This window comes from Bacillus sp. K2I17 (assembly GCF_002209985.1).
GTDB lineage: Bacteria > Bacillota > Bacilli > Bacillales > Bacillaceae_G > Bacillus_A > Bacillus_A wiedmannii.
The window spans coordinates 1-25,809 of sequence record NZ_NJGF01000140.1 but is presented as its reverse complement, the minus strand read 5'-3'; the positions used below and the strand labels follow the sequence as shown (position 1 = coordinate 25,809).

Here is a 25,809-nt window from a genome sequence, read left to right as displayed (position 1 = left end):
TTTTTATCTCCAGCGCTAGAAACATCCACACCACTTGTACCATTTAAAGCCGTTTTTATTTTATAGACACCTTGTATGATTACTGGCTTTAGTTTGAACTTTTGAGCATTCGTTTCATTTCTTTCATGCACTTGAATAGGATTATTGTTATTTGTTTTGCCATCTTTAACATCCAATACAAGATTAGGATTTTTGAAGTTTTTTATAATATAGTAGTCATTTCCTACATCTTCTAATATCCAATAGTATTCTTCTTTATTTTCATTTTTCGTAATGAATACTTTTTTTGAATCCATACTACCATTCCAAGCTAATACTTTAGTAGGTTCCTCTACACTATGTATTTGAAATGCTTTGCAATTGCTATCATACTGAAGATCCCATTGATGTCTTTTAGTTGAATTGTCATTATACAAGTGTACATTCCTATTACCATTTGGATCTGGATTGACTGAAACATCCACACCACTTGTACCATTTAAAGCTGTTTTTATTTTATATCTATTTGGAAGGTTAAAATTAATATCTATTACGTCCCAATAAAGCTTCGGATTCCATTCATCTCCAACATAATCCATAATAACCCAACCTGCTTTTCTTCCTGATTTTTTCACAATTTCCGCAGTCCAATTATTTAAATGAGAGGCAAAATAATAGGGACTACTCCATTTTGTACCACCAGAAGATAAACTAGTGAAATTAATGTGGATGTGATTAGGATCAAGGTCATTGGCTGCCGTAGCAATTAACATGTTGTTAATTGCATCTTTCTTTTGTTTTTCTTTAACATCATATTGATCTTGCACCGTTACTTTTATATTACCATTTGTTGTAGAAGTAAAGGTTGCGTTATCAGACCACCCAAAATTACCATAACCTCCCCTCATCTTACCACCCGCATACCTTCTTAGTAGTACAATCTTTCCGCGGGCTTCCCCCATTGTTATATTCCCCTCTTTCTTCAAAAAAATGGAGTCCTTAAAATATCTTTTTTCAAAAGTATCCACAAATGTATCTTTCGCTCCTGGCATTGCTTTATATTCTTCTTTTAGAGACATAATAATTGTTTCACTCGGATGATCTTTTAAAAAGCTTTTAGCTGTATTAATAAATTGATGAAGGGTTACATAAAGATATATAGAACCATGGTGTAGAACAATTGTATTATCATCAGTTACACGCCCCCTAATATCGAAAAATCTTACACCCATAAGCATTTGTTGATAAAAATCACGATTTTGTGTCTTTGCCCATGTTACTTTTATAGGATCTTTTAACTCAAAAGTACCGCTATCATGAGTTCCTGGAATCGACATTTGTGCTAGTGTCCATGAATCTGTTATTTTCCGCATCCATTCTGAAAGTTTTATACTTCTATCCATTTTTGTATTCGTATCTTGTTCGTTGATTTTTTTTAATGTAGTCATTATTGTACCTCCAATATTTGCTATGATTTATTTTAAAATTCAAATAAATTTATTTCAGATGTATTCGTAACCGTAATTTATTGAAAATAATAAATAATGAAAAAAGTTCATTGCTTGCATTTAAATATTCCTAATAGTTAAAAAGTTATTTCTAATCTTTTGGAATGAATTCTATTTTATCAATATATATAGTATAATCCCCTTTATCCCCTTGCCCATAAACACTTAAATCTTTACTACCTATACCTAAACTACACCCTGAAATTGTTAAATATTTAAACGAACTATATTGTAATTTTGAATTAGGTTCCATAGACTTATTAAAATCTATGCTTCTTGTAACGAAATTCCCTTCTGAAATATGCAATCTTCCTTTGTTGTCAGCAGCATAACGGATTCTAATATCATATTCTGATCTACTTATTCCTGATGCTACATCAAAAGGTAACATAAATAAAAGTTTATTTGGTTCGTTTCCCTTCTTCACTCCCTTAATTATATCTCCCCCTGTAAATCCAGGCCCTTGTATAACTTGTGAGGTTGGGTGAATATAAGATGATTTGACTACTGGAATCTCTATAATTTTTTCACGCGAAAGTGTGTTTTTATGTTCTACACTACGATGTGTCCATCCAAATAAAGGAATAGTACCTAATGCTGTTCCTTTTTGTGTACTTAATGCAAACGATGAGATATAGCTTAATTTATGAGTGTAAGACTGGTTGTCTGACAAATGTTCTATTTTTGTTACAGGTAATTCTTCATTTGAATCAATGATTTTCTGTCCCCCCGTAACAAATAAAGGTTTATTGTATTCTTTTTCAATTTGATTTGAATTGTCACTTAAATGTAATTTAACTGTATTCAATCCTAATAAACTATTCTCATATCTTCCTATGTAATTACATAAAACTCTGTATATATCATAATTATTAAAATCAAATGTATCTTTTTCACTAGTAATACTGCCATTTTTTGTTTTTATTATTTTACCCTTATTACCAATATGAGAACGTTCTAATTCAGTTCCCACCCAGTAATTATAGTATTCATATTTACCGTTATTCCTTTTTGTTGTATACATACTAAGTTTTTTTATAATTGTAAACAGTTCAGGCACTCTAATAAGGTTTTCTAAATAAGAGAAAGTTGGAAGAACTGGTGGTCTCATATCATACCAAGACATAACCCTTCGAAAATTACTACTCTCTTCAGTCACATAACTCCCAATTGGATCTGTATAAATTTCCCTCGTAAGTTCTGCGTTTGTTTTCATTGGATACATGTATATATCATAATGAGGGTATAAGGAGATAATATCCAAAACCGCTAATGTCATTTCTCGACGAAAACGATTGTAGTTTACCCACCCTTTTGCTGTTGTATCTTTTTCTTTTAGTCTTTCTAAACCGAGATGATACCATTTGGTACAATGATCTGTATATTCTCCCATAAAATTCAATTGTTCTTTATATAATAAATCAACTTCATATGGTTCCATTCCCCATTCTTCCCCGAAAATCTGACCGTCTCTCAATAAAAGCAAATGAAGATTTGCGGCTTGTGCATAAATTGGTAATAGTGAAGTTTCATACTCTTTGATTGCAAATGAAGGCATTGCATTTTTAAATTGAGCATCAGCTGCCACAAATCTCTGTTGTACTAATGATCTTGTATCCAAGTCTCGCGAATTATTTTGCCATGCTTCAAGTGCAGCTACGTACGAATTTAAAACATTTTGTAACCCTGCCAATTCTGCTTCTGCCTTATCTCTCGCATATTTCGTTAATTTTTGATCAATAAGTATTTCTACTCGATCCATTAATTCTTTCCAAGGGTCTTGTTCTGAGGTTGATCCCCATAAGAACCCAAATAACTTGCTATACACTGTAAGTATAGTTCCTAAAAATGGAATCCCTAAAGCACTTAGTATAGTACTAGTAATATTAGCTGTCGATTCAACTAGACCTGGTGCACTAATAAATAACTCATGGCTCGGTAAATCCTTACTTCCATCTCCTTGATTTATTTTCAAAAAATCTTTATAATTCATATTTTGTAATGCAGAAGGTTGATTGTTTGCTAAAGGGTGTTTTACAGAATTTTCAGGGTTAAATTTTGTATTTTTCATAATTTATATTACAGCTCCTTTTCTTTTTATTTGACAATACAGATGTTACATGGAATTTCAGTTGAATTTTAATAAAATAATTAGAAAAGTATAGCTATTTTTACTTTATTTTAGTAATTATGTGAGATTTAGTTAGTACTGTTAATCGTTAATTTATTATGATTCAGATCGATATTCAATTTTAGTTATGAGCGATGATAAACTCATAACATTTTTTATATAAAAACGATGAGGTTAAACTATAATACAGCCATTAGTACCTTTTGATTAAAAAATTCACTTAGCCATCAAAGTATTGAGTATAGTAGAGGTATCCAAATGTAATCAAAACATTTATTAAAACAACCTTCTAGCTCACAAATTCTAATAGTTTGTTTATGTTATTCGATTTGAGGTGCACAACATAAGTGATAAAGAAAAAGAAAAGTTTGAAATTTTAATAGATAAACATAAAAATAAAATACTCTGGTAATCATAGAGTATACAGAAATGAAGACCAATCTCTCCCCCGCTACATTATATGCTTACATTACTGAATACGGAAAATTCCGTAAATTTCTTATTAGTAATCGTCTTGCCGCTGATAATGGAACAGTTGTCACGAACATATGTGATATACCAATTACAACACTAAGAAATTCACCATTAAATGAAGCTAGAATTTTTTAAAAATACCTCCAGGGTGAAGGCGTTGAAACAAGAGCTATTAATAGGACCTTCTCTGCTTTAAAATCCTTATTTAATTATTTAGCTTGGAATACAGAAATGAACAAGGGGGGAATTACATCTCTCGTAATGTTATGGAGAAAATTGAACTGCATAAGGAGAAAGTAGATGCAGCAGCAAGAGCAGGTGACGTTGCAAACATGATATTTAATGAGAAAGATGATGTAGCCTTTCTTCAATTTCTAGCAAATGATTATGGTGAAATGTTGAAAGATATATCACCATAAAAATACAGTTTTTTTCAGCGTGATAAAGAAAGAGACATAGCCATCATAAGCCTTATTTAAGGTACTGGGCTTCGAGTTTCTGAGGTAGCTAGTCTTAACTATCTCTAGTATAAACTTCCGTCAGGGAACCGTTAAAGTGATTCGTAAAGGTAATAAAAGATATTCCATATTAGCTACTCGCTCTTGCTTAGATGATGTTCAAGAATATATAAAGGTTCGTCCTAGTAAATATAACTCCCCTCAAGATGAAGACTTACTTTTCGTAACAAATTATAAAGGGAAATATACGCAGCTAACAGTTAGAGCTATACAGAAGTTAATCGATAAGTATACAAATGCATTTGATGAGAAACGCAGCCCCCATAAACTACGGCATACATATGCAACTAATCACTATAAAGAAAATAAAGATTTGGTTTTGCTGCGCGATCAACTTGGCCATACTTCAGTAGAGGTGACTAGTATTTATACGAATATTAATAATGAGAAGAAACGTGAAGCTATTGATCGATTAGAAAGAAGACAATTTGAATAGTATCAACTCATCCATTTTTATTAATCAAGCTTGCATATTTTACGTAATACAAAACGTATGTTACAATAACTTCTTCATCACTTATTAACTAGGGCTTTCATCCTTTTAGAAAACCATCGTAAAGAAAAATACGATGGTTTTCTTGTGTTTTGTATTTTGTTTTATCACTAGTTAATCTTGCGTTTATATTAGAAACATCATAACTTTATTTCAAAGCTACAAAAGATATTAAAAAAAGTAGAGTGACATAAAACGCTACGTCCCTCTACTAAATACTAGTTTCTACAGCAAACAAAATATATTTACTAATTCTTCTGTGCCACTTTTAATATATCCATTTCATACTCAAGTTCTTTTGTCTCTAAATTTAAAAAATCCATCGTCATTGTAAGCACTTTACCATCTATATTTCTTTTAGATCCCCATAAACGAACTGCTTTTTTTATTTTACTGTCCTCAAAAGTAACCTGGACTGTTCTCAGTTCCTCTCCCTCTACATATTCACGGGATATCCAACATTCTTTAAACTCTAGGGTTCCTTGTGGCATAGAGAGAACATAACTAAACATCACTTCTTCTAGTTCTGGAAAACCAAGCCCCTTCTTCTCAAGACAGATGTATTCAAAATCTAAAACGTTCGTAAAATGATAGTTATGCTCTTTTTTAGGTTGCACTATAATTCCTCCATAACAATAAAGCTATTAATATTGATTTGAAATATAGTTTGATTAAAAGATGTTACTTATAATAACCTTATTCCGCATTAACAAGTTGACTTTCATCAAAGGGATTCATTATCAATATGTATTTTTTATTACCCAATCTCAGATTCACCTTATAAGGGCTATTTAAATTAAACATGTATATCTCTGGTTCAAAGTCATGTTTAAATTTATAACGACGAGCCGCATTTTCAATGACTATATACACATACTCAGCAAAACTATCTGGCTCCATACAATCGTCCCATATTTCTTTCCACTTCGTTTTATCGACAACTACTTTATTTTTAAAATCAAGAGATAGAGTACTATACCCCATTAAACTTCCACTTCCTTCTAATATCTTATTTGATTCTTAAATTACAGCAAAACCATCTAGTAACGATATTTCAAATCTAAGTTGTCATAACTATCATAATACGTTCTACCGAAAGCATAATCTTTTTTCGATCCCTTTTTTATAATGTATCCTGTTTCTATAAATGGACTCCTCATATTCTGGCAATGAGCACTACGATGCCCGTCTCCTTGTCCATGAAGATGCCATGTTGCACAATATGGGCACCAAACTGCAAGATTCCCACTTTCATCTCTTTCATACGCTAATAATACAGGCAATGATCTTTCGCCTTTATTTAATCTCATATGTATCCTCCTAATAAAAAATATTAAATTATAATATACAAAAATAAAGATTAACGAAATATAAGTTTTCGTTCGATTACAAGAATTCTTTTTATAATAACTTAAGTTGAATAAAACCATCTTCGTTATCTTTTAAGTTTTCTTTATGCTCCCTTTTCTTGCTTTTTTGCTTATTTACAGCTTCAATTTCTTTTTCTTCATGTCTAAGCTTTCTTGACATAAACCATTTGGGTAATCCAGCAGTGAATGTAGGAAAGTATTTTTTTTCGTAGGCAGTACGTTCTTTTTTGGGAATACATATGTATTCCTCCCAAAACTGATTTCTAAAATCATCGATTTCATTTTCTGTTAAATGTGGTATCTCATAATAGTCTTTGTTTAAAAGCTCTTGTTTTTTATATAATTGCTCTTTCTGTAATCGAATGCGCTTTCGTTCTTCTTCCTCTTTCTTTATTTTTTCTTGACGGATACGTAGCTCTTCTTGCTCCCTTTGTATTTTTTCTTTTTTTTGCACTTTATCTAACTTCTGTCCATACTTATCCAAAAGCTCTTTATAAAACATTTTTTGGGTAGTATTATTTGTTACCTGTTCATAATGTTGCCCTAATTCTTCTACAAATTCAATTAAACTTCTACTCTCGATCCAGTTTTTATATCTATTTTGTTCTTTATTAAAATATATTTCAAAATCATTCTTGTTTCTTAAGAAAGTTGTTGGAAATCCTTTAAATAAATTTTTTACGACTATATACCACTCATAGCGCTCTTCTTTTAAATAATTCAACCAAGAATACCAATTACTAATTGTAAGATAATTCAAATTGAATCTTCTCTGTTTCCATTCGTTCTACTAACATACTAAATTCCTTTTTATATTGATTATATAAATCACACATATAATCCTTTGCCATTTGTTCAGCCAATGTTTCTTCTTGCCTTCGGCGCTCTTCAGCTTTTTGTTGTTCTATTTCTAGTAGTTTGTTAGTATAGGCTATTTTCATGTCTTCTCTTGCTTTTCTCGCTAATTCTATACTATTTAATGCTTCCTCTATCTGCCGGGCTTTATCAAATTCAATAGCAGCATCTACTAAATTCGTAGGATCAGAATAACTTCTATGAATTTGGCCTTTAAAATCTTCATTTAATTGGGTATTCTTTTTCAGCCTCATAACATTTTTACTATGTGATGCACGCAATAATTCTGTTTCTAATAATACTGGTACAATGTCAGACTCTGCTATTCGGTTTACCAGAAATATATCATCTTGTGTTGAATGTTCTCGATTTTCTAACAATGCATCTGCCCTTAACTTAGAACTTTCAGGAGTTCTTCGGATTAAAAAAACATGACCATTATGATCTACAGTCACAATAACATGGTATAAATCCATTAAATAGTTAAATGCTTTATTATTTTCCCCAGTTACAAAGAAGTACTCCTCTTTTAATGGAGAAATATATGTATACTCATAAGAATTTGTTTCTGGATTAAAACTACTAATCCTTGTACCACTATAACTATCCGTATATACTTTTTCTCCATTTACTTCTGTTTCCTTAGGTGGAAAGAAACTATCTAGTATTAGTATCCATGCAGTTGGTACATTTTTTTCAAAATATATATTTGTTCTCTTCACAATATTACTAGTCCGGATATTTGACGCCTGAACTTCAATTGCCAATTTCAACTCTTCTTTTCCATCAATTGTTTGCAGTACCGCTACATCCGCACGTGAAATGTCTTTATGCCTTTTCTCTTCTTTTACGATGTAACCAGCTTTACTAAATAATTCATATAAATATTTCTTAGTTCTAGCATGTGCCAGTGATTCAAAGGAAAAACAATGTTCTTTATCTAAATGAAAAAAATATGGATTTTTATTAACTATCTTAGATCCTTTATTAAACGACATGATGTCTTGGCATATAGGACATTTCGCCTGATATAACGATTTTCTACCTCTTATATACTTAGCTTCCTTATCATTATCTATAGTCATAGAAACTAGCTCTATATATCTTTCTTTTTGAAAACCGATTAATTTACCACTAGGAAATATTTTCTCCCAACCATCAAAATTCTCGATATAAGAATACTGCATTTAATATACACCCTTTCAAAAAGGAATATTATTACCATCCGTTGAATTCAATATAATACTATTCAATCATTAAAATTTATGCATATATACATTTAAATATTAATAGAAATTCTATGATTACTTATTTTCATCTTCTGGTTCTTATTGATAAGTGGTTCAAAATTAACTATAGAGCAACTCACATTTGCTATAATAACAATTAAATAGGTTTAGATAAGAAAATTAATTCAGCATAACTCTAGATCATCTCATTCAATTTTAAATGAAAGTATATTTTTTATATTCAGTCATATTTTTACTGCACTTATTCTCTTTTTATTATATCTATTTCGGCTATTATACGAGTACCAGGTAATATACAATCAGCATAATCCTCATTTTAGTCTCTGGCCTTCGAGTTTCTCTAATTACTATTTCTGGTTTAAATTTTCGTCAGTTCACCATCTGCCATATAATAATTTAAAATTAATATATAATGACGTAACTAACTTCATAATAAAATAAACTGTACTAAACATTAGCATAAAAGGATGTATGTCCGAATAGAAGTATTAATTAATCACGGATTCAATGTAAAATTAATCATTCAAATTTTTCTCCCACAATGCCTTTACAAAGGCATGAAACTGGGTCGTTTATAGATAAAGATTCACCTCCGATAATTACAATATGTTACAATAATGATTATATAAGGAATTCCTTATTGATATTTATAGAAAGGGTGAAAAAATTGATTGAAACACAATTAATTCATTTCTACAAAAAACGATTAAGTAATTTCAGTTTAGTGTTTAAGCGGTTAGTCATTAACCTCGTCATGTGTTTTATATTTTTTATTATAACAAGTTCTTGTCTTATTTCTTTAGCTAATGAAAAATCTCCCCTTTCAGCCTTTTTATTCATACTTTTAGCCGTAATAATCAACATTATAATATTACATATACTTTTTATGCGCCCCTCTAATATTTTTGCTAGAAATCAATATAAGACTAAATTTCGTAGCACTCAGTGGGAATTATTCCGTATATTATTGCTCAAGGAATTTATATTTTCAAGTAAACTTCTACAAAAAAAGAACGGGGAAGAAAACATAAAAAAACTAGAATCTTTAATTGAATTACTTCAAACTAGATTAGATAACAATAAAAAACAGAGTATATTAGAAATTTTAGGATCAAATATTAGCACAACCCTTATTTTCTTTATTCCTGCTTGGGCAGCATTTAACAGTCAAATCTTTATAAATAATAAACTAACATTAACTCAAGGCTTGATGCGGCTTGGGGTATTATTGTTAATTCTATTTATGTCTATATACTTTCTTTCATTATTTAAAAGTACATTTAAAGATTTTAATTTCTTTTCAACAAATAAATACATAAGTGACCTAATTGACCTTTTAAATCAATTAAAGGTTATTCTTGATAATCCTCATTATTTCGAAAAGCACCATCCTGCAAGATTAGAAAATTTGGCTAAAAATCTAATTAAAAGCTATGAATCTACTCTAAAAATAGAGGTACGCTTTTCCTTTAAAAACATACAGTGGAAAGAGCTATATTACTCCCCACTCAAACGCATAGAAGAAAAAAACAGCTAATAATAATTTTTACAATCAGCTATTGGTAGTAAAAAACAGGATATTTCCCCCTTAAAGGAAATATCCTGTTTTTTATTGTTGAATTTATTACTTAAGGATAAAAGCTTTACCAACCTGAAACACTAGTTAATATAGTTTGATTGGCGCTATTACATTTATTGTATACTTTCCAATAGGCATCTACAATCCAGCCTTTTTTATATTCTCTTTGAGATGAAAATGCTGCATATAAAGCTGTACCTAGATTTAATAATTCAAATTGATTTGCTATCTCAATATTTCCGATTCGTTCTTTTAGCTCCTTGGAAAAAGCTTCAATATCCTGCTTTGTTGTCACATGTTGAATTTGTTGGAAAAGATAATTTGAAAAACCTTTACCAGGTATATTATTTGATAAAACACTTAAAATCTTTTCAAATAGGTTTTTTTCCATTTTTCATCACTCCATTTCAATTTATATAAACCAAACATATAGGGATAAAATAATCAGGAAGCCCCGATTATTTTATCGTACAAATGCTGGATAAGCTCTTTCTGTCGCATTAATCCACTCTGCTACTTCATTAAGCATACTCTGTACCTCGTCATGAGACAAACCAGCTTCAGCAGCTTGATTCCAAATATCCTCCATAACATCACCTAATTGATGCGGATATTTAACGCTGTCGTGACGTAGACTTGAAATTAAAACTCCAAGAGCATCTCTACCCGACTGTCCCGTATATGTTTGGTGGGAAACATGCCATCCTTGCTCATTACGAGTAAGTATATAACGGTCATCATGCCCCCATCTACGTGAATAAATCAGCATCTCAAATACATCGCCCATTGTTTGGTCTTCTGGGTCATTATTAGCATCTGTATTATCCAAATAAGCTAATAAATCCTCTACTGCATGAATGCTACGGTAAAAATCTACTTCTTCTGGCTGCATACGACGAGCCTCTATCATGGACCGCTTATGATTCGGACGTGGTTCAAGCGACATATGTAGCTCATGTGCCACATCAGCCATTTGTGCAAATAGCTGTTCGTGTTCTTGGTGTGCCTGTTCGTTAATATCTGGTCGAACTAATTCTAAGTTCATTTCAATTACAGCTCGTTGCTGTTGTTGTACTGCATTCAATTCTACATTCATTGTTTAACACTCCTATGCATTTATTGAATAGAATTTTATGTAACAAACAGGCCGGAAGTCTTGAGAAACAGACTATTATAGTTACCAATTCTTTCTAAAATCAGTATATAGTCAAAGTCAAACTTCTTTTTGACCAACTTTGACTATTAGCCTCCTAGCTTTCTTCATTGGCTTTCGTTATACCAATTATTTTTCTATTAACCTTGTATTACTAAACAAAAATTGAACCATATAATTTCTAGACGATTCATTGTTGGGTTCAACGTGCGACTACATCCACCATTACCCAATAACCAAAAGACAGTACCATCTGCTGGCACCGTCTTTTGGTTTCTTTTATAATCTTGTAAAGAACTCACATAATTCCTGCCCCTCATTACCAATTACGCCTTTTATATATTTAAGGATATCTGGATTTTGAGTTAATACTTCTTCTAACTCACGAAATACGGAAGGGTTTTTCAAATCAACTAGAGTATTGTTTAATAGAGTAGTAAATCTCTCACCATCACCGTCAGTCATTAAACAATATTTCACAAAATAAGCTAACTCCACAGACTGACCGTTAATTTTCGTATACGAAAACGCATTCCCATTATGTAAATCTTTCATCATATATTCTTTTATGTCGTCAAAAAAGCCATGGCTTTTCAGTAACATTATTTCTTCATCTTTCAGCCCTTTTAAATCACAATTTACACAGGAAACGAGTTTTTTTGACTTCTTAGAATCTATTAGGCCATTCCTTATACATGTACAAAGTAAGCTGACTGCATTTGGATAATCGAACACAAGCCAATCTGGTAGCGGGTTATTAATAAAATGACTTATTATAGACCTATTTTCAGCATGACATTTTAAAAATCTTTCAGGGAACAGCATTATGAACTTTTCAAAAATTTCATTGTCATGAGTTAAAAATTTATTGAAATTATTACTAATAAGTAAATTCTCACTAGAATTTATTGTTTTCCAAAACTCGTGTGCTTTACCAGAAGAGTCACCAAGACGGTAATTTCTGTTACCTTTAAAGTGATCGTGGATTTCACCAAATAATTCAGAGATATTATTGTTTTCAGCTAAATGAGGAATCATTCTAACAATGTCTTGTACCTTTTCTGGATTATTAAAATAAACGTTATCAAAATAGTCTTCAAGCTCGTTCAATAAGAAATCTTTGCTACCGTTAATTACTAACTTAGGAAGAATTGACTGTACAAATAGCCAAAATGATTCAACGTGTGCCCCTGCAATTAGATTATCTTTAGAATGTACACAGTCATTTCTTAATGCTCTCCAATACTCCATTTGCGCAATTCTGGATTTGCTAATTTTAAAGTAACGACTATGTGTTTCCCCTTCATTAATTAAATCAAACACCTTATTTTCCCAAGTATCTTCGTTTGAAATTTGTCCCTTTTTTGCTCTCCATTCATTATCAGTTATTCCATTAGGAGTATGCGAGCTTTCTAACACTCTGTATTTCACTACATTTAAGAAAAATAAATATGACATGATATATGATGATCTGTAAGCTCCTACTTTATAACAAAGTATCCCCTCTTCAATAAAAATCATAGCAGCTTCCGGAAATTCCATTTCACTAATAAACTTTTCAATCTCTAATTTCATTTTCTTTTCTCCTTTAACTTTTTCATCATCTGAAGAACATTAATATAAATTTCCTTTTATAAAAATATTAGAAATATAGGATGTTAATATGACAACTCATCTTTTAGCTCTTCAAGATATACGTCCCTAACTAATTTACAGAAACCTATATATTCCCCGAAATAATCGCTAAATTGCTTTATAAACCCTTCTCTTTCTTCTGTATGATGAGACCATATAGACATACTCCCCATCAATTCACCTATCTCCCTTTCAATTTCTTTTAATTCACCTGGCGATATACCTTGTGGGTAATCATTAAACCATTCCAACCAATCCGCAAGTAGCTCCTCCACAGAGGATACTCCGGATTCTGAGCAGAAATCAAATTCCCTTTTTCCAGCTGTAATAAATGTGTCTAAATCATTTAAAATTAGACGGATTATATATGAAGTGCTCACATTTCCGATACTATGTTTCATATGTTCTCCTCCCTTTCATTTTTTTCTTCCAACGAAATATGTTTGTTATACCATTTATTTATTTTTCCTTTGTAATACTTTTCGACTTCGTAATCCGGAATCCAAATTTCACGATCATAGATTTTACTCATAACACTTTCTAAAACATCCTCATGTTCTCTTGGTTTCAATCTGCGGTTATGAACCTTAATCTTCTCTATATAAGCCTCTCTCAGCCAAATTGATATGGTTTCACGCTGTTTTTGCTTTAGGTGAGACCATTTCTTATTGGTTTGCAACAATTGCCCTTTAGGACCTTTTGTATGGTTTTTCACTGTCTTCCCCTCGTCGCTATGGTAGATTTATACTCATCACATATTTTAGCCTAATATGAAGAGGAATCCAAATTGGTCATAAACAAATTCATAATTTTCGTATAATTGTTTAGAAATATTCTTTTAAACTACTATCATCTGTAATAATATGGATTTAACTGCTATGATAAAAACATATAGATATAAATATACAAAGGGGGAAGCTATGTGATTGTAGCAAAAGGAAACGAAAAGATTACTAAATTAATGAACGATTGGTACAAAGCTATGCGCTCTCAAAAGTTATTGAAAGCAAAAAATCTAAGATCAGATGTTGAAAAACTTATCGACGAAATGGAACAAGATCAAACGCTTCTTATTTACTATTCGTTACTAGAGTTTAGGTATAATCTTTTAATAAATAATACATCAGGTTTAGTAAAACCTGGAGAACATATTGAAGAGTCTACCACAGACATGCTCAATTACTATTACTATCTGTTCAATGCTATACATGCAATGAAGATTGGACAATATAGTGACGCCAAACACTTCTATCACAAAGCTGAAACACTTCTATCTCTTATTCCGGATGAATTAGAACATGCGGAATTTAACTATCAATATGCCCTTTTCAACTATTATCAGTTCCAACCACTAAATACAATAACGTACGGTAATAAAGCGAAAGAAATCTATTCCAATGAAGTTGGGTATGAAATAAATGTAGCTTCATGTAATAATATCTTGGGACTTGCGAGTACTTCCCTAAAGCAATACGAGTTAGCTGAAGAGTATTTTCTTTCCGCTTTAGATATTGCAACCAAACAAGATCAAACACAACTTACTCAAATGATTCGTCATAATATAGGGCTACTATATTCAGATCAAAATATGCCACAACTAGCAATCAATTACCTCTCTAAGGCACTAGAAGGTAGCTGTAAAACAATGTATTTGTTAGCTAAAGAACATGAGAAACTAGGCAACGTAAATGAGGCTGCTAGTTATATAGATAAAGGATTGCACATTAGTAATGCACAAAATAATAAAGAATATTATCATCATTTATCAATTCTAAATGCAAGATTACAGCATACACCTATAGATGAATATGAAAAGATTATTGTTGAAGGAATCCATTATCTCCAAGAAGAAAATTTATGGCACTTTGTCGAAATGTATGCTGATGAATTAGCAAACAAGTATTATGATGAAGGTAACCACTTGAAAGTAAGTCAATACTTCCGTGTGGGATACAAGGCTAAAATTGAAATGGAGAAAAGGAGTGCTTTAAAATGATGAAAAAAATACTAATTAGTACAGCAGGACTTTTATTCTCAGGTTTTATGCTAGTAGCACCAATCACTTTAAGTAACACTCACGGCGAGGCAATGATTGCAGTACAAAAGCAGGAAATTATACAATATACTACCCATGGTGAAGGAATGTAATAACTGCAGAAATCCTCCCTACAATTAATACACTATTATTTGCAGAGAGGATTTCTTTGTATATAACATTTACTTACTTTGTGTTAATTAGGGTGTAAGACTCCCTTTAATAAATCCATGCAGTGAAATTTAATATTTTAAAAGCAAAATTAAAAAGAATCCTATAATAAAAATTCACCCAAGAAAATAAGAACTAATACATAAATAAGCAAAGGTCTTTACTTCGTTGTAAAGGCTTTCATTTTTATGAAAATAATCCCAAAAACGGTATAATTATACCATTCCTTTTACATTCACAAAAAGAGTAGAATATTTAAAGATAGGAAGAAACTATTCATGCATACACAAGAAAATTTTTATGAAAAATTAATAGAGGAACAAAGAGTAGTAACGATATTTTTAATAAACGGAGTAAGAGTAACTGGAATCATTATTGCTGTTGATAAATTTTCAGTGCTTGTCTCCAGTCACGGAAAGCAACAATTTATTTATAAACATGCTATTTCAACAGTTTCTTTATAAATATATACCATCTAAAAGTCTAATGTGAATAATGTTAGCTGATGAAAAAATAAAAAAGGAATCCTTATAATAAGGATTCACCCCAGGAAATACACATAAATAAAAAGAATTAACTATATTATAATATGAAAACGAACGAAATATATTGAGAAATATAAAATAAAATTGAATATTCTTACCATTGTACGTAAAATGAATATGAGACAAGTAACAACAGCTCTCTAACCCTTCTAAAAGAATCCTTTATGACATGGGGATTCTTTTACTTTAGACAAGTTATTCTTATTTTAACATTTGCAGATGTTCTATAAATACTGTAAGAAGATTTGCTGCTAAATATGCATTTTTTCATTGTATCCTTTATAATTTATGCTTGTGAATACTAAAGAACCAAGTATAGATTTATAGCCATGAATTCTTCTATTTGTACATATAATATTCTTTATATCGTTCGAAATTCGTTTTTTTTGTTTGTGTTGATGTTATGGGCGATTTTAATGATTTAGATGCTGCTACTTGCTTTGGTATTTGTAATACGCCCCGTTTCTTGAGTTCTCTATACAAACTACTCACATTGCACCTCAGTTTTTTTGCAATAGTTGGATATTCCTCTCCTTGATTAAATAATTGTACTGCTTTTTTACATTTTGTGTCCCATTTTTCTTCTGTCGTTTGAAATTTTTGAGTTCGTTTTTCAACTATATTTTTTTCTAATTTAATACTCTCTCGTTCTATTTTACATTGCTTGGCAGCATACTGTTCTGCGTCTGCATTACACCCAAAATGCTCCTCTTGTAAACGTATCATTTGTACTTTTTTCGCAACTTCTCTCAAATTACAGTCACCTCATTTCGTTTGATAAATTCTAACAGTACTTGATCACAGTCACCGTTTATAAGCAGGCTATAAATACTCACATTACGCTTAAGATAGCTTTTAATATACTATTTACGGAAAAATATAATCAGTTCTATTTTTACATAATTGTAAACTATAGTAAATTGATAATATTGACACAGAATATTCTAAACCTTAATTCTCACTATACACATAAATATTCTCAATATTCCCCTTACTTGAAAAATGAATAAATTAGTTCCAGTCTAAGTTATAGATGTATACACCTATCTTTATTACAAGCGCTTTATCTATTGTAGCTAGGGCGCAATAAAAAAGAATGCAGACATGTTCTACACTCTAATTTTGTGAATTTATCATTCTACAGTACAGCAGCTGTTGCAGCTTTATTTAACAACACTCTTTCTATTACCCTATTTCGAGTTAGAACTACAGACCTAATACTCCGACAATCTGGCATGCTTTAGCATTCGCAACATGGTAGTACATCTCCAATCCTTTTCTTTCTGCACGAAGAATTTTCCCGCGCATTTTAGTTAGATGCTGAGATACGGTAGATTGAGGTATATTTAATAGCTCCGTTAACTGTGTTACATTGCAAATCTTACGATGTTCTAACTCTTTTACAATTTGTAGCCTAACTGGGTGAGCCATGATCTTAAGTAATTCCACATCTGCCTCTGGAATTTTGTTCATTTCTTTATTTACTTTCATTGTTTTCATTTTTATTATCTCCTTTTTCATATTTATTATTTTTAAATTCAGTTTTGAATACATAAAATTATTCTTACATGTAAATTACTCTTGTTTAGTGATCTGTTTTACTAAGACTTGATTTACTGTTTGGTTTTATATACAGAAATACGATAATAGTTAAAAATCCAACAAAAGATAGCATAGGTATCGAGATGTAACCGAATAAATTTAAGTAATCTTCTGTACAAGAAACACCTACTGAACATATCTTCATTTCACTTGTTGGAAAAGCCTGAATCGTAATTTGATAGACAGATATTATTAATCCAATACATGCAAATGGAAATGCATATATGCTTACATTAGGATCTTTTCTATACATTTCTATACCCAATATTAATACTAATGGATACATGGCCATCCTTGGATACCAGCACAAATCACATGGAGGCAGCTTCATCCATTCACTAAAAATTAAACTTATAAGCATTGCACTAGTAGCTATCGTCCAAGCAATTGCAATGTGATACTTTTGAATGATCGACATCTTATTTTCGCCTCACCTGTTTTTTAAATGCAAAACATTTGCTAATATATGACTAGTTTATTTCCGTGTTTCGAGTACCCTGTTTCAATAGACAGTATCCAATCGTTGAGATCTTCCCAGTCATAACCCTTCTCTTTTAATTCTAAAGGGAAAAGATTCTCAAAATCATCACGCATTACATACATGGCTTCTAACGCTTTTGCTAGCGGACCAAATCTATATACAATTTGTGTATGCACTCTTTTGTTCTTCTTTTTTGCTACAGCCAAATATACATACCGTCTTTCTTTCGCTAAAACAAATTTCAAGAATCCAGGTACTTGACTCACCTATCGCATCTCCTTTTAGGTTTTCCTTACCCTATTCTTTTTAATAAGGGTAAGGAAAACTATTGAACCCTACTGTATTAATTTAATAAATGTCCCGTTTTTTTGATTTGAAAATACAAGAAGACGCTCATCATTACAATATTTATTACACCAGCTGCAGCACCAATTTTAGAGATAACATACACATATTCATTACTACTAAAAGGTAATAGACTTACGAAAATAAATAAAATTGAAATGATAAAGGATAAGAGCATATTTCTTTTGTTTTCATCCATTCAAAAAACCTCCATTTTGCACAAATATTTGTATTGCAATGGATTAAGGTGCTAAGCTGCATCATTACGGTTATAATGCCGGTTCTTTTCATTTACAAACCCTTTAACGCTCCACACTCCAGCCATTGATTCTTTTGCTTCTTTTTCTGCCTCTAGCATTTCGGATAGTAATGTAGTATTGGGTTTAGAAATATAGGCTATAATCCCATAACCCAACTTGGCCATTAATTCATTGATATGTATTCCATTACAAAATACATAAGCCAATTTCCTACCGTATTTGTCTTCTTTTGGTCCTTGATCATAAACCAAGGTTACACTTTTCCCATCTAACTGTTTCTTTAAAAAGGAAGAAGCTTCTTTTCCCATCTTTTGTGGTGGGATTTTATGAGATACAGACTCAGGAGTATCTAATAACAGTAACCTTACTGTCTGTTTCTGCCCCTTTACGTTTACGTCTATCGTATCTCCGTCTTTTATATGAACACCTTCCCTTTAACAGTCTCTAAACCTTTTAATTTCCCCTTATAAGTTTCTGGAATATCAACAATACCTTTCCCTTCTACGTGCTGTTGTATTCCGTTTTGTACTGCTTGGGCAGGTCTCGAATCATTTTTTGTTTGCACGGAACCGCTACATGCTGACATTTGAATTACGAATGATGTTATACAAATAGCTTTAATCCATATTTTCATATCAAAATTTCTTCCTCCTACTTAAAATACGTAAATAGATTCGTCTAATAAACAAACGGACTTTCCAATGTATTTACTTCTCGATAATTACAACATAGGCAAAACTGTATCCATTTTGGATGATCATTATAAAGTGCACTATATGACCGTTCCTTACACTGCGGGCATATTGACACCATACTTTCTTCATGCTTTTCCTGACTTTTCAATTTTTCAAAAGATACATTATCAGATGCTATATTACTGGTACACAATATATATCCCCCTTTTGAGTCTTGAAATCTTAAAAATACATAAAAAAGGACACACCTATGGCATATGTATGCGTAGGTGTGTCCTTTTGCAAGATAGTTTTAGAAGTATTTTGTTACTTTCATCATATCATATTTCTTATTAATTTTATATATGAAATTTAAGATTTTGCGATATTATTTCTTCTTCTCGTTTATAAACGTGAGTCTTTTCTTTACGGTGTCATATGTTAATTTTGCACCGAATAATTCCCCCGTATTTTTCGATTTAAATCCTTGTATTGTATTAGTCATATTCTTTTCTAGTAATTTCTTAATTTGACTAGCTGTAATTCTTTTTTCGAGGATCACTCCTGAAATGATGAAATCACAGTCCTTCTTGTATTGTTCACATAGATAGTTTGTTTTCCCTATTATAACCCTACTCTGGCATAATGGACATTTACCTACCGTACGATCATCTGTAGTTGGAAATTCAAAACAAATACTAAGATCTGGCTTTAATCGAATCGCAGCAGTGAATTCTCCGTTTTCCCCACTAAAACCATTAATGAAGTCTGTCACATGATTATTCAATAGTTTTTTAATCTGGCTATCGGATAATTTCTTGCCTTTTATTTTAGCTGACAACAAAAAATCGCATCCGTTTTGATATTCTGAGCATCCGAAAAACGTTGTACGGTTAAGAATGTGTCCTTTCTGACACTTCGGACACTGGCCTAGCGATAATTCTTCAATTGAAGGTAAATTAAAGCTGACTACACCGTTAACGAATGCTAGATAAGCAGAAAATTCTTTTCCATTAGATTTAAATCCTTTCATAAGGTCCGTTTTATTCTCTTCAAATAGTTTTTTTACTTGTACTGCAGGGATTGTTTTGTCTTTAATTGTCTTAGGTAATCCAATACTACAGTTCGGATGATTGCTGCACCCGAAAAACTTTCCTCTATCTAAAATTATTCCATTTCCACAAGGGCATTGGCAGACTTCTATTTGTTTCTTCCAGGTCTCTATTAGATTATCCGAAACTGTGTCAGGGATTCTTATAATCTCTTGTGTTATTTTTTGTACAAACGCATTTGTTTGTGCAATGAATTCTTTAAAACTCATTTCATTCTTTTCAATACGATATATCATACCTTCCATTTCTGCTGTGTACAACGGATCTTTAATTTGCTGAACGGGAAATTGTTCAATAAAGGCACGGCCAATTGGAGTTGTTATAATTTTCCCCTTTTCAATGTCTATAAAATTCTTCTCGTGTAAAGCCGGAATAAAAGCCGCTTCTGTTGCTACGGTTCCAATTCGTTTTCCTTTCATCAGCTCTTTTAAATGTTCATCATCAATTTTACGACCAGCCGTTTCCATAAAAGTAAGAATTGAGCTTTCTGTGTGTAGAGCAGGTTTCTTTGTTTTGGATTCCAGCAACTCAAAATCATAGATTTGAAGTTCTTGTCCTTTCTGCAGGATAGGAACTTTAAATGTTTCCACACTTTCTTCCTCTACTTCCTCTTGGAACACTTCTAGGAAACCTTTTTCTCGAAGCACACTTTCTTTTATTTGATAGGTATTTCCCATTGCATCAATAAGGGATACATCTCTTACCAGGTACACTGCAGGACGCATGAAATTGCCCACAAAACGTTTTACCACGAGGCTATATAGTTGTTTTTCAATCTCTGGACGACCTTCCTCTTGATATTGTTTAGTCGTTGGTATAATGGCAAAATGGCTTGATACAAGATCATCATCAAATGTTTTATGTTTTATATCAATGGCGTCAATATCGACGGATTGTACCAGTAAAGAATAACGACTCTTAGCTAGCGCCTGCATAACACCTTTTACCCGATCCACTTGTTCTGTAGGTAAATGCCTAGACGAAGAGCGTGGATAGGTTATGAAACCTTCTTCATACAAGTTCTGAATGTGTTTTTTTGCAGTTTCAGCATTAATTTGTAATTGTGCATGGGCGTCTTTGTACAAGTCCGTTAAGTTGTATAGCAATTTAGGATTATGCTTCCTAGTGCCCTCCTTAAATTCCTCCACCGTGAGATATTGACCTTTTAGGTTCTCTCCCAAACTTCTTAATGGCAATGGTTTTAACACCTGATCTTCTGTTTTCATAACGGGAGTGAGTCCTAAATTTGTTACTAGTTGTAGATGATAATAAGACTGTTCCTTATAGTTTTCAATCGCTAACTCACGTTGACGTATCTCATGTAGCAAACACATTTGTACACGGCCAGATGATAATAAGAATTTATTTTTTGCTAATTTTGTGGTGCATCCCCTGGTTATATTCATCCCTAATAGATAATCCAGATACTGCCTTGCTTTAGCAGAATAAGCTAGTCCATCATACTTAGACGCGCTTTCTAATCGATTGAGAGCTGCTTCAAGTTCTGCAGCTTCAAAAGAGGATTTATATACACGAGATTGCTTTTTATTCACACCTGCGTATTCATACACTTCCCTATAGATTAACTCTCCCTCGCGGTCCGCGTCACAAATGTTCACCGCATGGTCAACATCAGGGCGTTGCAGCAGTTTAACAAGGATTTGTAATTGTTCAGCATTCTCTTGCTTCACTTTATAAGCTGGCTGATAAATTAAGGGTAAATGCTCTAACTTAAACATTTTATACTTTGGATCCATCTCTTCCGGATTTTTTAGTTCCAGCAGATGTCCGCGGCACCAACTTACAATATAATTATCATTTTCATAATAACCGTAATAAGGTTTGCTACCAATGTACTTTTGTGAATGACGGAAGCGTGGCGATTTCATAATTTCATTGGCCACTTTTGGTTTTTCTGCAATAAATAACGTTTTCCCCATAACTTTTTCCTCCTTAAACAAAAAAAGGACACACCTACGCTATGGTTATGCGTAGGTGTGTCCTTTTGCAATCTGATTTTTTAGTATTAGATTACTATAATTATAGCACATTATGTTTTAAAAATCTTAATGTAGTAATATTTTCATAGGCAAAAACATATTATATTGCCATCAATTTAATATATTCGGAATATTTTAATTATTATTGATAAAAAATTATATATATTTTATATTACGTTTTTAAAATGTATACTTGTGATATACCAAATACCAAGGAGGATTCAGTTATGAAAAAGAAAACATTAGTAAAATCAATTTTATCTTTAGCTTTAGCGGCTTGTGTAGCATTTCCTTCAATAGCTGGTGCTGAGTATGATGATTTTGAGGGTTCGGTTTCAGGTAAAAAAACAGTGGAATCTTCATTTAACGTTGATCCTGGTTATGGATATGTTAAATTATGGTTTAAAAATAAAGGGAAAAATGATGTCACAATAACTGTAAAAAACATTGATACAGGCAAAAAATATTTAACGATAACACTAAAACCAGGTAAATCATATACTTGGAGAAGTGTAAATGAATGGAAGGGTAAAGCAGTAGGAGCTGGTGAGTATAAAGTTACCTATCGCGATGGTAGCGGCGGATCTGTAAATGTTGACTATGCTGGATTTTCATCTAATGATGAAGATGAAGGACGCGATGCTTAAAATCAAAAAAGATGATTTCTGTATTGTACAGAAGTCATCTTTTTTGATGGCTTTATTCTTTTAGGGGGCACGTCCCCCTTCCCAATTCACTCTTTAGAAAGAATCATCTTTTTTACACTTGGGGGTAGTACAAACTCTTAAGTTGATGGATGTGTGATGCTACCCCCTGTAGAAGTATTACAGGAATACCTTGTGTATATAATAAAAGAAGAGATGCTGTTAACATCTCTTCAAGTAACTGCTACCGTCAGGGTGGCGGTTATTATAAGCTATTTTTTCATTTATTATTTATACTATTCCAAAGTACGAGCGCCTATATGAATTTTTCCCGTTCCCTTACTTTCACTAACAACTCTGATTTTATACTTACCTTTTTCACGGTAAGCTGTTTCCTTACCTGTTTCGCCCTTCTTTATATACCCCTGGCTCACCACTCTGTCCTTCGAATTTTTTAGATACCATTTTACATCACCAGTAGAGTTATTCTGGATGCTAATCCTCATCTCTGCGCCTTTTTTATGGTCAAGTGTTGGTGTTGTCACTTCGCCATCTTTTAAGGCAAACTCCTTGCTAACCATCAAACCAGTTTCCTTTTTTTTACTTTTATTTACTGCTTTTACCGCTTTATATTGTGAAATTTTCTCCGGTGTAACGCTTACATTTTCAGTGCTTGCAAATGATGAGCTTGCTCCTACACTTGTTAAAGCTAAAGTGAGTGCAGAAATAACTAACGTTTTCTTCATAATAAAAATCCCCCTTAATATTTTTTAATTTACACAAAAAATAAACATATTTTATAAAAGTATTTGATTAATTTAATAAACGGATATTATGAATTATTAAATAGAATTTTACTTAGCGTACGAAATTCGCATTTTGTTGGTGATCCCCTTAAATAAATATAATTGTATTACAAAACAGTACATTATTTAGGTACAAAACATTGACTCCCTACCATAGTACATCTTTCAAATGTAGGGATAGTGTTACCATTTTCGTCCCTCTCATAGACCATAACTGTTTTGTTCTTAGCATCAAAAACAATATCATATGCATTTGGATATTTATTTCTAACCCAAATCTCCCCCGAATCAGCACTTGCAGGCATTGCAGAAATAAATAATGCTGATGTTAAACCTAGTACCCCAATTGTTTTTTTGAATTTTGATTTAAACATAAGATTAACCCCTTCCCTATTTGGTTTGACTATTTAATTTTCAGAAAAAATAGTACACTAAAAACATATCATTTTTTACAAATATTGTTAACTCTTTAAACTTGATAAAATAACATTGTAATATTCTGTAATTTAAAATTAAAATTATGAAAATAGTAGTATTGATTTTTGAGAATCCCTCAGCATATAAGGGATAACGCCACATGCCCATCAAGCTAACAGTGAGAAACCCTAGCTATACCTTGATTTTTGTACTGTGACTAATGAATTTCGGAAAAATAAACATAACAAACAAATCTATGAAAATGTGATTTTTCTGCTAGGCAACTTGTCTTTTATTCACCGTCGTTTCATAGACAACACCAAGAATATCGAAGACGGTCATTTTTTTGTAACGATGACATTTACGACCATTCTTTTTAAGCGATTGATAGAGGCGATGCAGAATCACCGAGAGTTCATCTGTGTCAACCGCCATTGCTTGGAACAGTAACGGAAAGTAATCCTTAATCATATAAATTGCTTTGTATTCGCTTAGTTCTTGCTTCTGCTTTTCGAGTAGAAACTGCCGCATTTGAAACATCGTAGAGGAACAGATGAGAATGCTAATGAGTTGGCCATACAAATGGCATTCAAGTCGTTCTTTTTTGATGTCCTTACACTCATCAATTTTAAAGAACGACTTCCATGTTTTAAGCAAAATCTCTATTTGCCAACGCAGTGAATACAAGGAATGCACATAGTTAGTCGGTACTTCTTCTGGCGATGTGTTCGTAATATATACATTCATGCTCATCAAACGCTTACTTTTATCCTTCATGATAATACCCTTTTTCTTCTCGCGTATTGCTTGATTTTTTTAACGCGTTTGTGTTTGATCGTCGGTTAAACGATGGATCATGACACGTGCTGGAAGCTTCTGATTTTGGCCAATATATGCCTCGGGGATTTCCATCGTTTCACCAGGGGGTAGACCAGACATCATTTGTGTCATATCAAGTTGGATGTATTCTGTTTGCTTTTTTAACGTACCATTGTTAAAGTATTTTGGCTCAGGGTTCTTGATATAAAGGCGTGTATTCAGCTTTAACCTCGAGATATAGTAAGCCTTTTTATCGTGAATCGCTTGTAGATCACTTAAATCGAAGTAACCGAGATCTCGCAAACATATGTCTCCTTTTTCAACGGTTTCAAGACAAATGGTACCGTATGTTTTATCATTGTTCTTTCCTGGCCCAAGCTGTACGTTTAAAAATTGACCACTAAGTAAATCGTATTCAAGTTGAATCTTCACCCCCGCAGTATTACTACTTCCACCTGATCCTTGATAGTCAGTAGCGAAGGTATCTGGTAACTGAAACACCGTGGCATCTTAAATACGAATACGATTGAAAATAGATATTATGTGTGCAGAAAGCGATTGATTGGAACAGAGTTTTTGTGTGAGAAGAGAAGTAAAGACTTTTCGAAGAAATGCGACAGCTGCTGGATTAAAGCGTTGATTCAATCCTTCTGGGCTCATTAGTACCCCAGTGGAAGCTTCTAACTGACTGCACAATTGTGTAAGTGACGTGCTAGCAATTTCCTGACTGAGCCATACGCAAAGGGCAATGAGTTCGTTTGCTTGATATTTACTAGATCGCTTTACAAAGCCAACTTGTCTAGCGATGTCTAGTAGGACTATTGGAGATAGAAAGCGTTGTAATTCTTGTGAGAATAGATGGAATTCTTCAGAAAGCGAGCGATCCATAAAAAAACGCCATCCTTTCCTATTGGAGTGAACCCTTAGAATGAGACGAAAAAAACACCTCTCTA

The 25,809-nt window shown here is 32.3% G+C and carries 26 protein-coding genes and 4 pseudogenes; 6 read left to right on the top strand and 24 right to left on the bottom strand.

Annotated features, from left to right (window positions below):
• From CER22_RS34045 to CER22_RS31755, 3 genes and pseudogenes are all read right to left on the bottom strand, one after another.
• On the bottom strand, window positions 1–464 hold a 464-nt coding region (locus CER22_RS34045), incomplete at its 3' end, for an RICIN domain-containing protein (protein WP_256943785.1).
• Window positions 465–509: 45 nt separating this feature from the next.
• A pseudogene (locus tag CER22_RS34040) lies at window positions 510–1,361 on the bottom strand (phosphatidylinositol-specific phospholipase C); the annotation flags it as partial.
• A gap of 217 nt (window positions 1,362–1,578) precedes the next feature.
• Window positions 1,579–3,558, bottom strand: coding sequence for an insecticidal delta-endotoxin Cry8Ea1 family protein (locus tag CER22_RS31755; protein WP_088610578.1), 1,980 nt, complete (start codon window positions 3,556–3,558; stop codon window positions 1,579–1,581).
• 403 nt (window positions 3,559–3,961) lie between these two features.
• On the opposite strand from CER22_RS31755, the pseudogene xerS reads away from it, so the two are divergent.
• Window positions 3,962–5,046 (top strand): annotated as a pseudogene (gene xerS, locus CER22_RS34035) (tyrosine recombinase XerS).
• Between the two features lie 305 nt (window positions 5,047–5,351).
• Here xerS and CER22_RS31745 read toward each other — a convergent pair.
• The 5 genes from CER22_RS31745 to CER22_RS34025 all read right to left on the bottom strand — a co-directional run bounded on the left by CER22_RS31745 (window position 5,352) and on the right by CER22_RS34025 (window position 8,515).
• Window positions 5,352–5,720 carry a hypothetical protein gene (locus tag CER22_RS31745; RefSeq protein ID WP_088610577.1) on the bottom strand — a complete coding sequence of 123 codons (369 nt, stop codon included), beginning with the start codon at window positions 5,718–5,720 and terminating at the stop codon, window positions 5,352–5,354.
• 79 nt (window positions 5,721–5,799) lie between these two features.
• Window positions 5,800–6,087: a hypothetical protein gene (locus CER22_RS31740; RefSeq protein WP_002169876.1), complete on the bottom strand. Its 288-nt coding sequence runs from the start codon at window positions 6,085–6,087 to the stop codon at window positions 5,800–5,802.
• Between the two features lie 56 nt (window positions 6,088–6,143).
• Window positions 6,144–6,413 carry a hypothetical protein gene (locus CER22_RS31735; protein WP_088610576.1) on the bottom strand — a complete coding sequence of 90 codons (270 nt, stop codon included), beginning with the start codon at window positions 6,411–6,413 and terminating at the stop codon, window positions 6,144–6,146.
• A 91-nt stretch (window positions 6,414–6,504) separates the two neighbouring features.
• Window positions 6,505–7,233 (bottom strand): hypothetical protein, encoded by a 729-nt coding sequence (locus tag CER22_RS34030; protein WP_256943783.1) that lies wholly within the window; start codon window positions 7,231–7,233, stop codon window positions 6,505–6,507.
• On the bottom strand, window positions 7,214–8,515 hold the full coding sequence (locus CER22_RS34025; RefSeq protein ID WP_256943782.1) for a competence protein CoiA family protein: 1,302 nt from the start codon (window positions 8,513–8,515) through the stop codon (window positions 7,214–7,216). Before CER22_RS34025 ends, CER22_RS34030 begins: the two co-directional genes overlap by 20 nt.
• 721 nt (window positions 8,516–9,236) lie before the next feature.
• On the opposite strand from CER22_RS34025, the gene CER22_RS31720 reads away from it, so the two are divergent.
• Entirely contained in the window at window positions 9,237–10,115 is an 879-nt protein-coding gene (locus tag CER22_RS31720; protein WP_256943784.1) for a hypothetical protein, read from the top strand.
• 106 nt (window positions 10,116–10,221) lie between these two features.
• On the opposite strand, the gene CER22_RS31715 is transcribed toward CER22_RS31720, so the two are convergent.
• From CER22_RS31715 to CER22_RS31695, 6 genes are all read right to left on the bottom strand, one after another.
• Window positions 10,222–10,548, bottom strand: a complete 327-nt coding sequence (locus CER22_RS31715; protein ID WP_088610574.1) for a hypothetical protein — start codon at window positions 10,546–10,548, stop codon at window positions 10,222–10,224.
• Between the two features lie 72 nt (window positions 10,549–10,620).
• Complete coding sequence (locus CER22_RS32850) at window positions 10,621–11,253, bottom strand: hypothetical protein (RefSeq protein WP_142293630.1); 633 nt, start codon at window positions 11,251–11,253, stop codon at window positions 10,621–10,623.
• 197 nt (window positions 11,254–11,450) lie between these two features.
• Window positions 11,451–11,612 (bottom strand): hypothetical protein, encoded by a 162-nt coding sequence (locus CER22_RS33485; protein ID WP_179211972.1) that lies wholly within the window; start codon window positions 11,610–11,612, stop codon window positions 11,451–11,453.
• Entirely contained in the window at window positions 11,590–12,885 is a 1,296-nt protein-coding gene (locus CER22_RS34020; RefSeq protein ID WP_256943781.1) for a hypothetical protein, read from the bottom strand. The genes CER22_RS33485 and CER22_RS34020 overlap by 23 nt, the downstream gene beginning before the upstream one ends.
• 83 nt (window positions 12,886–12,968) lie before the next feature.
• Window positions 12,969–13,346, bottom strand: coding sequence for a hypothetical protein (locus CER22_RS31700; RefSeq protein ID WP_088610573.1), 378 nt, complete (start codon window positions 13,344–13,346; stop codon window positions 12,969–12,971).
• Entirely contained in the window at window positions 13,343–13,660 is a 318-nt protein-coding gene (locus CER22_RS31695) for a transposase (RefSeq protein WP_088610572.1), read from the bottom strand. The genes CER22_RS31700 and CER22_RS31695 overlap by 4 nt, the downstream gene beginning before the upstream one ends.
• A 207-nt stretch (window positions 13,661–13,867) precedes the next feature.
• Here CER22_RS31695 and CER22_RS31690 point away from each other — a divergent pair, with 207 nt between their 5' ends.
• From CER22_RS31690 to hfq, 3 genes are all read left to right on the top strand, one after another.
• Window positions 13,868–14,941, top strand: coding sequence for a Rap family tetratricopeptide repeat protein (locus CER22_RS31690; RefSeq protein ID WP_088610571.1), 1,074 nt, complete (start codon window positions 13,868–13,870; stop codon window positions 14,939–14,941).
• Complete coding sequence (locus CER22_RS33480; protein ID WP_179211971.1) at window positions 14,938–15,093, top strand: hypothetical protein; 156 nt, start codon at window positions 14,938–14,940, stop codon at window positions 15,091–15,093. Before CER22_RS31690 ends, CER22_RS33480 begins: the two co-directional genes overlap by 4 nt.
• Before the next feature lie 336 nt (window positions 15,094–15,429).
• Window positions 15,430–15,615 (top strand): RNA chaperone Hfq, encoded by a 186-nt coding sequence (gene hfq, locus CER22_RS31685; RefSeq protein ID WP_088610570.1) that lies wholly within the window; start codon window positions 15,430–15,432, stop codon window positions 15,613–15,615.
• A 420-nt stretch (window positions 15,616–16,035) separates the two neighbouring features.
• Here hfq and CER22_RS31680 read toward each other — a convergent pair whose 3' ends face one another.
• From CER22_RS31680 to CER22_RS31645, 7 genes and pseudogenes are all read right to left on the bottom strand, one after another.
• Window positions 16,036–16,449: a hypothetical protein gene (locus tag CER22_RS31680; RefSeq protein ID WP_088610569.1), complete on the bottom strand. Its 414-nt coding sequence runs from the start codon at window positions 16,447–16,449 to the stop codon at window positions 16,036–16,038.
• A 453-nt stretch (window positions 16,450–16,902) separates the two neighbouring features.
• Window positions 16,903–17,196 carry an ArsR/SmtB family transcription factor gene (locus CER22_RS31675; protein ID WP_088610568.1) on the bottom strand — a complete coding sequence of 98 codons (294 nt, stop codon included), beginning with the start codon at window positions 17,194–17,196 and terminating at the stop codon, window positions 16,903–16,905.
• A gap of 85 nt (window positions 17,197–17,281) precedes the next feature.
• Window positions 17,282–17,716: a disulfide bond formation protein B gene (locus tag CER22_RS31670; protein ID WP_088610567.1), complete on the bottom strand. Its 435-nt coding sequence runs from the start codon at window positions 17,714–17,716 to the stop codon at window positions 17,282–17,284.
• 41 nt (window positions 17,717–17,757) lie between these two features.
• Window positions 17,758–18,045, bottom strand: a complete 288-nt coding sequence (locus tag CER22_RS31665; protein ID WP_088060810.1) for a hypothetical protein — start codon at window positions 18,043–18,045, stop codon at window positions 17,758–17,760.
• 77 nt (window positions 18,046–18,122) lie between these two features.
• Window positions 18,123–18,323: a hypothetical protein gene (locus tag CER22_RS31660; protein WP_088610566.1), complete on the bottom strand. Its 201-nt coding sequence runs from the start codon at window positions 18,321–18,323 to the stop codon at window positions 18,123–18,125.
• A 51-nt stretch (window positions 18,324–18,374) separates the two neighbouring features.
• Window positions 18,375–19,018: pseudogene (locus tag CER22_RS31655) on the bottom strand (thermonuclease family protein).
• 428 nt (window positions 19,019–19,446) lie between these two features.
• Entirely contained in the window at window positions 19,447–22,110 is a 2,664-nt protein-coding gene (locus CER22_RS31645; RefSeq protein ID WP_088610565.1) for a type IA DNA topoisomerase, read from the bottom strand.
• Window positions 22,111–22,397: 287 nt separating this feature from the next.
• Here CER22_RS31645 and CER22_RS31640 point away from each other — a divergent pair, with 287 nt between their 5' ends.
• Window positions 22,398–22,817, top strand: a complete 420-nt coding sequence (locus tag CER22_RS31640) for a hypothetical protein (RefSeq protein ID WP_088610564.1) — start codon at window positions 22,398–22,400, stop codon at window positions 22,815–22,817.
• A gap of 293 nt (window positions 22,818–23,110) precedes the next feature.
• On the opposite strand, the gene CER22_RS31635 is transcribed toward CER22_RS31640, so the two are convergent.
• The 3 genes and pseudogenes from CER22_RS31635 to CER22_RS31625 all read right to left on the bottom strand — a co-directional run bounded on the left by CER22_RS31635 (window position 23,111) and on the right by CER22_RS31625 (window position 25,744).
• Window positions 23,111–23,560 carry a hypothetical protein gene (locus CER22_RS31635; protein WP_088610563.1) on the bottom strand — a complete coding sequence of 150 codons (450 nt, stop codon included), beginning with the start codon at window positions 23,558–23,560 and terminating at the stop codon, window positions 23,111–23,113.
• A gap of 182 nt (window positions 23,561–23,742) precedes the next feature.
• Entirely contained in the window at window positions 23,743–23,994 is a 252-nt protein-coding gene (locus CER22_RS31630; RefSeq protein WP_063549519.1) for a hypothetical protein, read from the bottom strand.
• Between the two features lie 319 nt (window positions 23,995–24,313).
• Window positions 24,314–25,744: pseudogene (locus CER22_RS31625) on the bottom strand (IS4 family transposase).
• Between the last annotated feature and the right edge of the window lie 65 nt (window positions 25,745–25,809).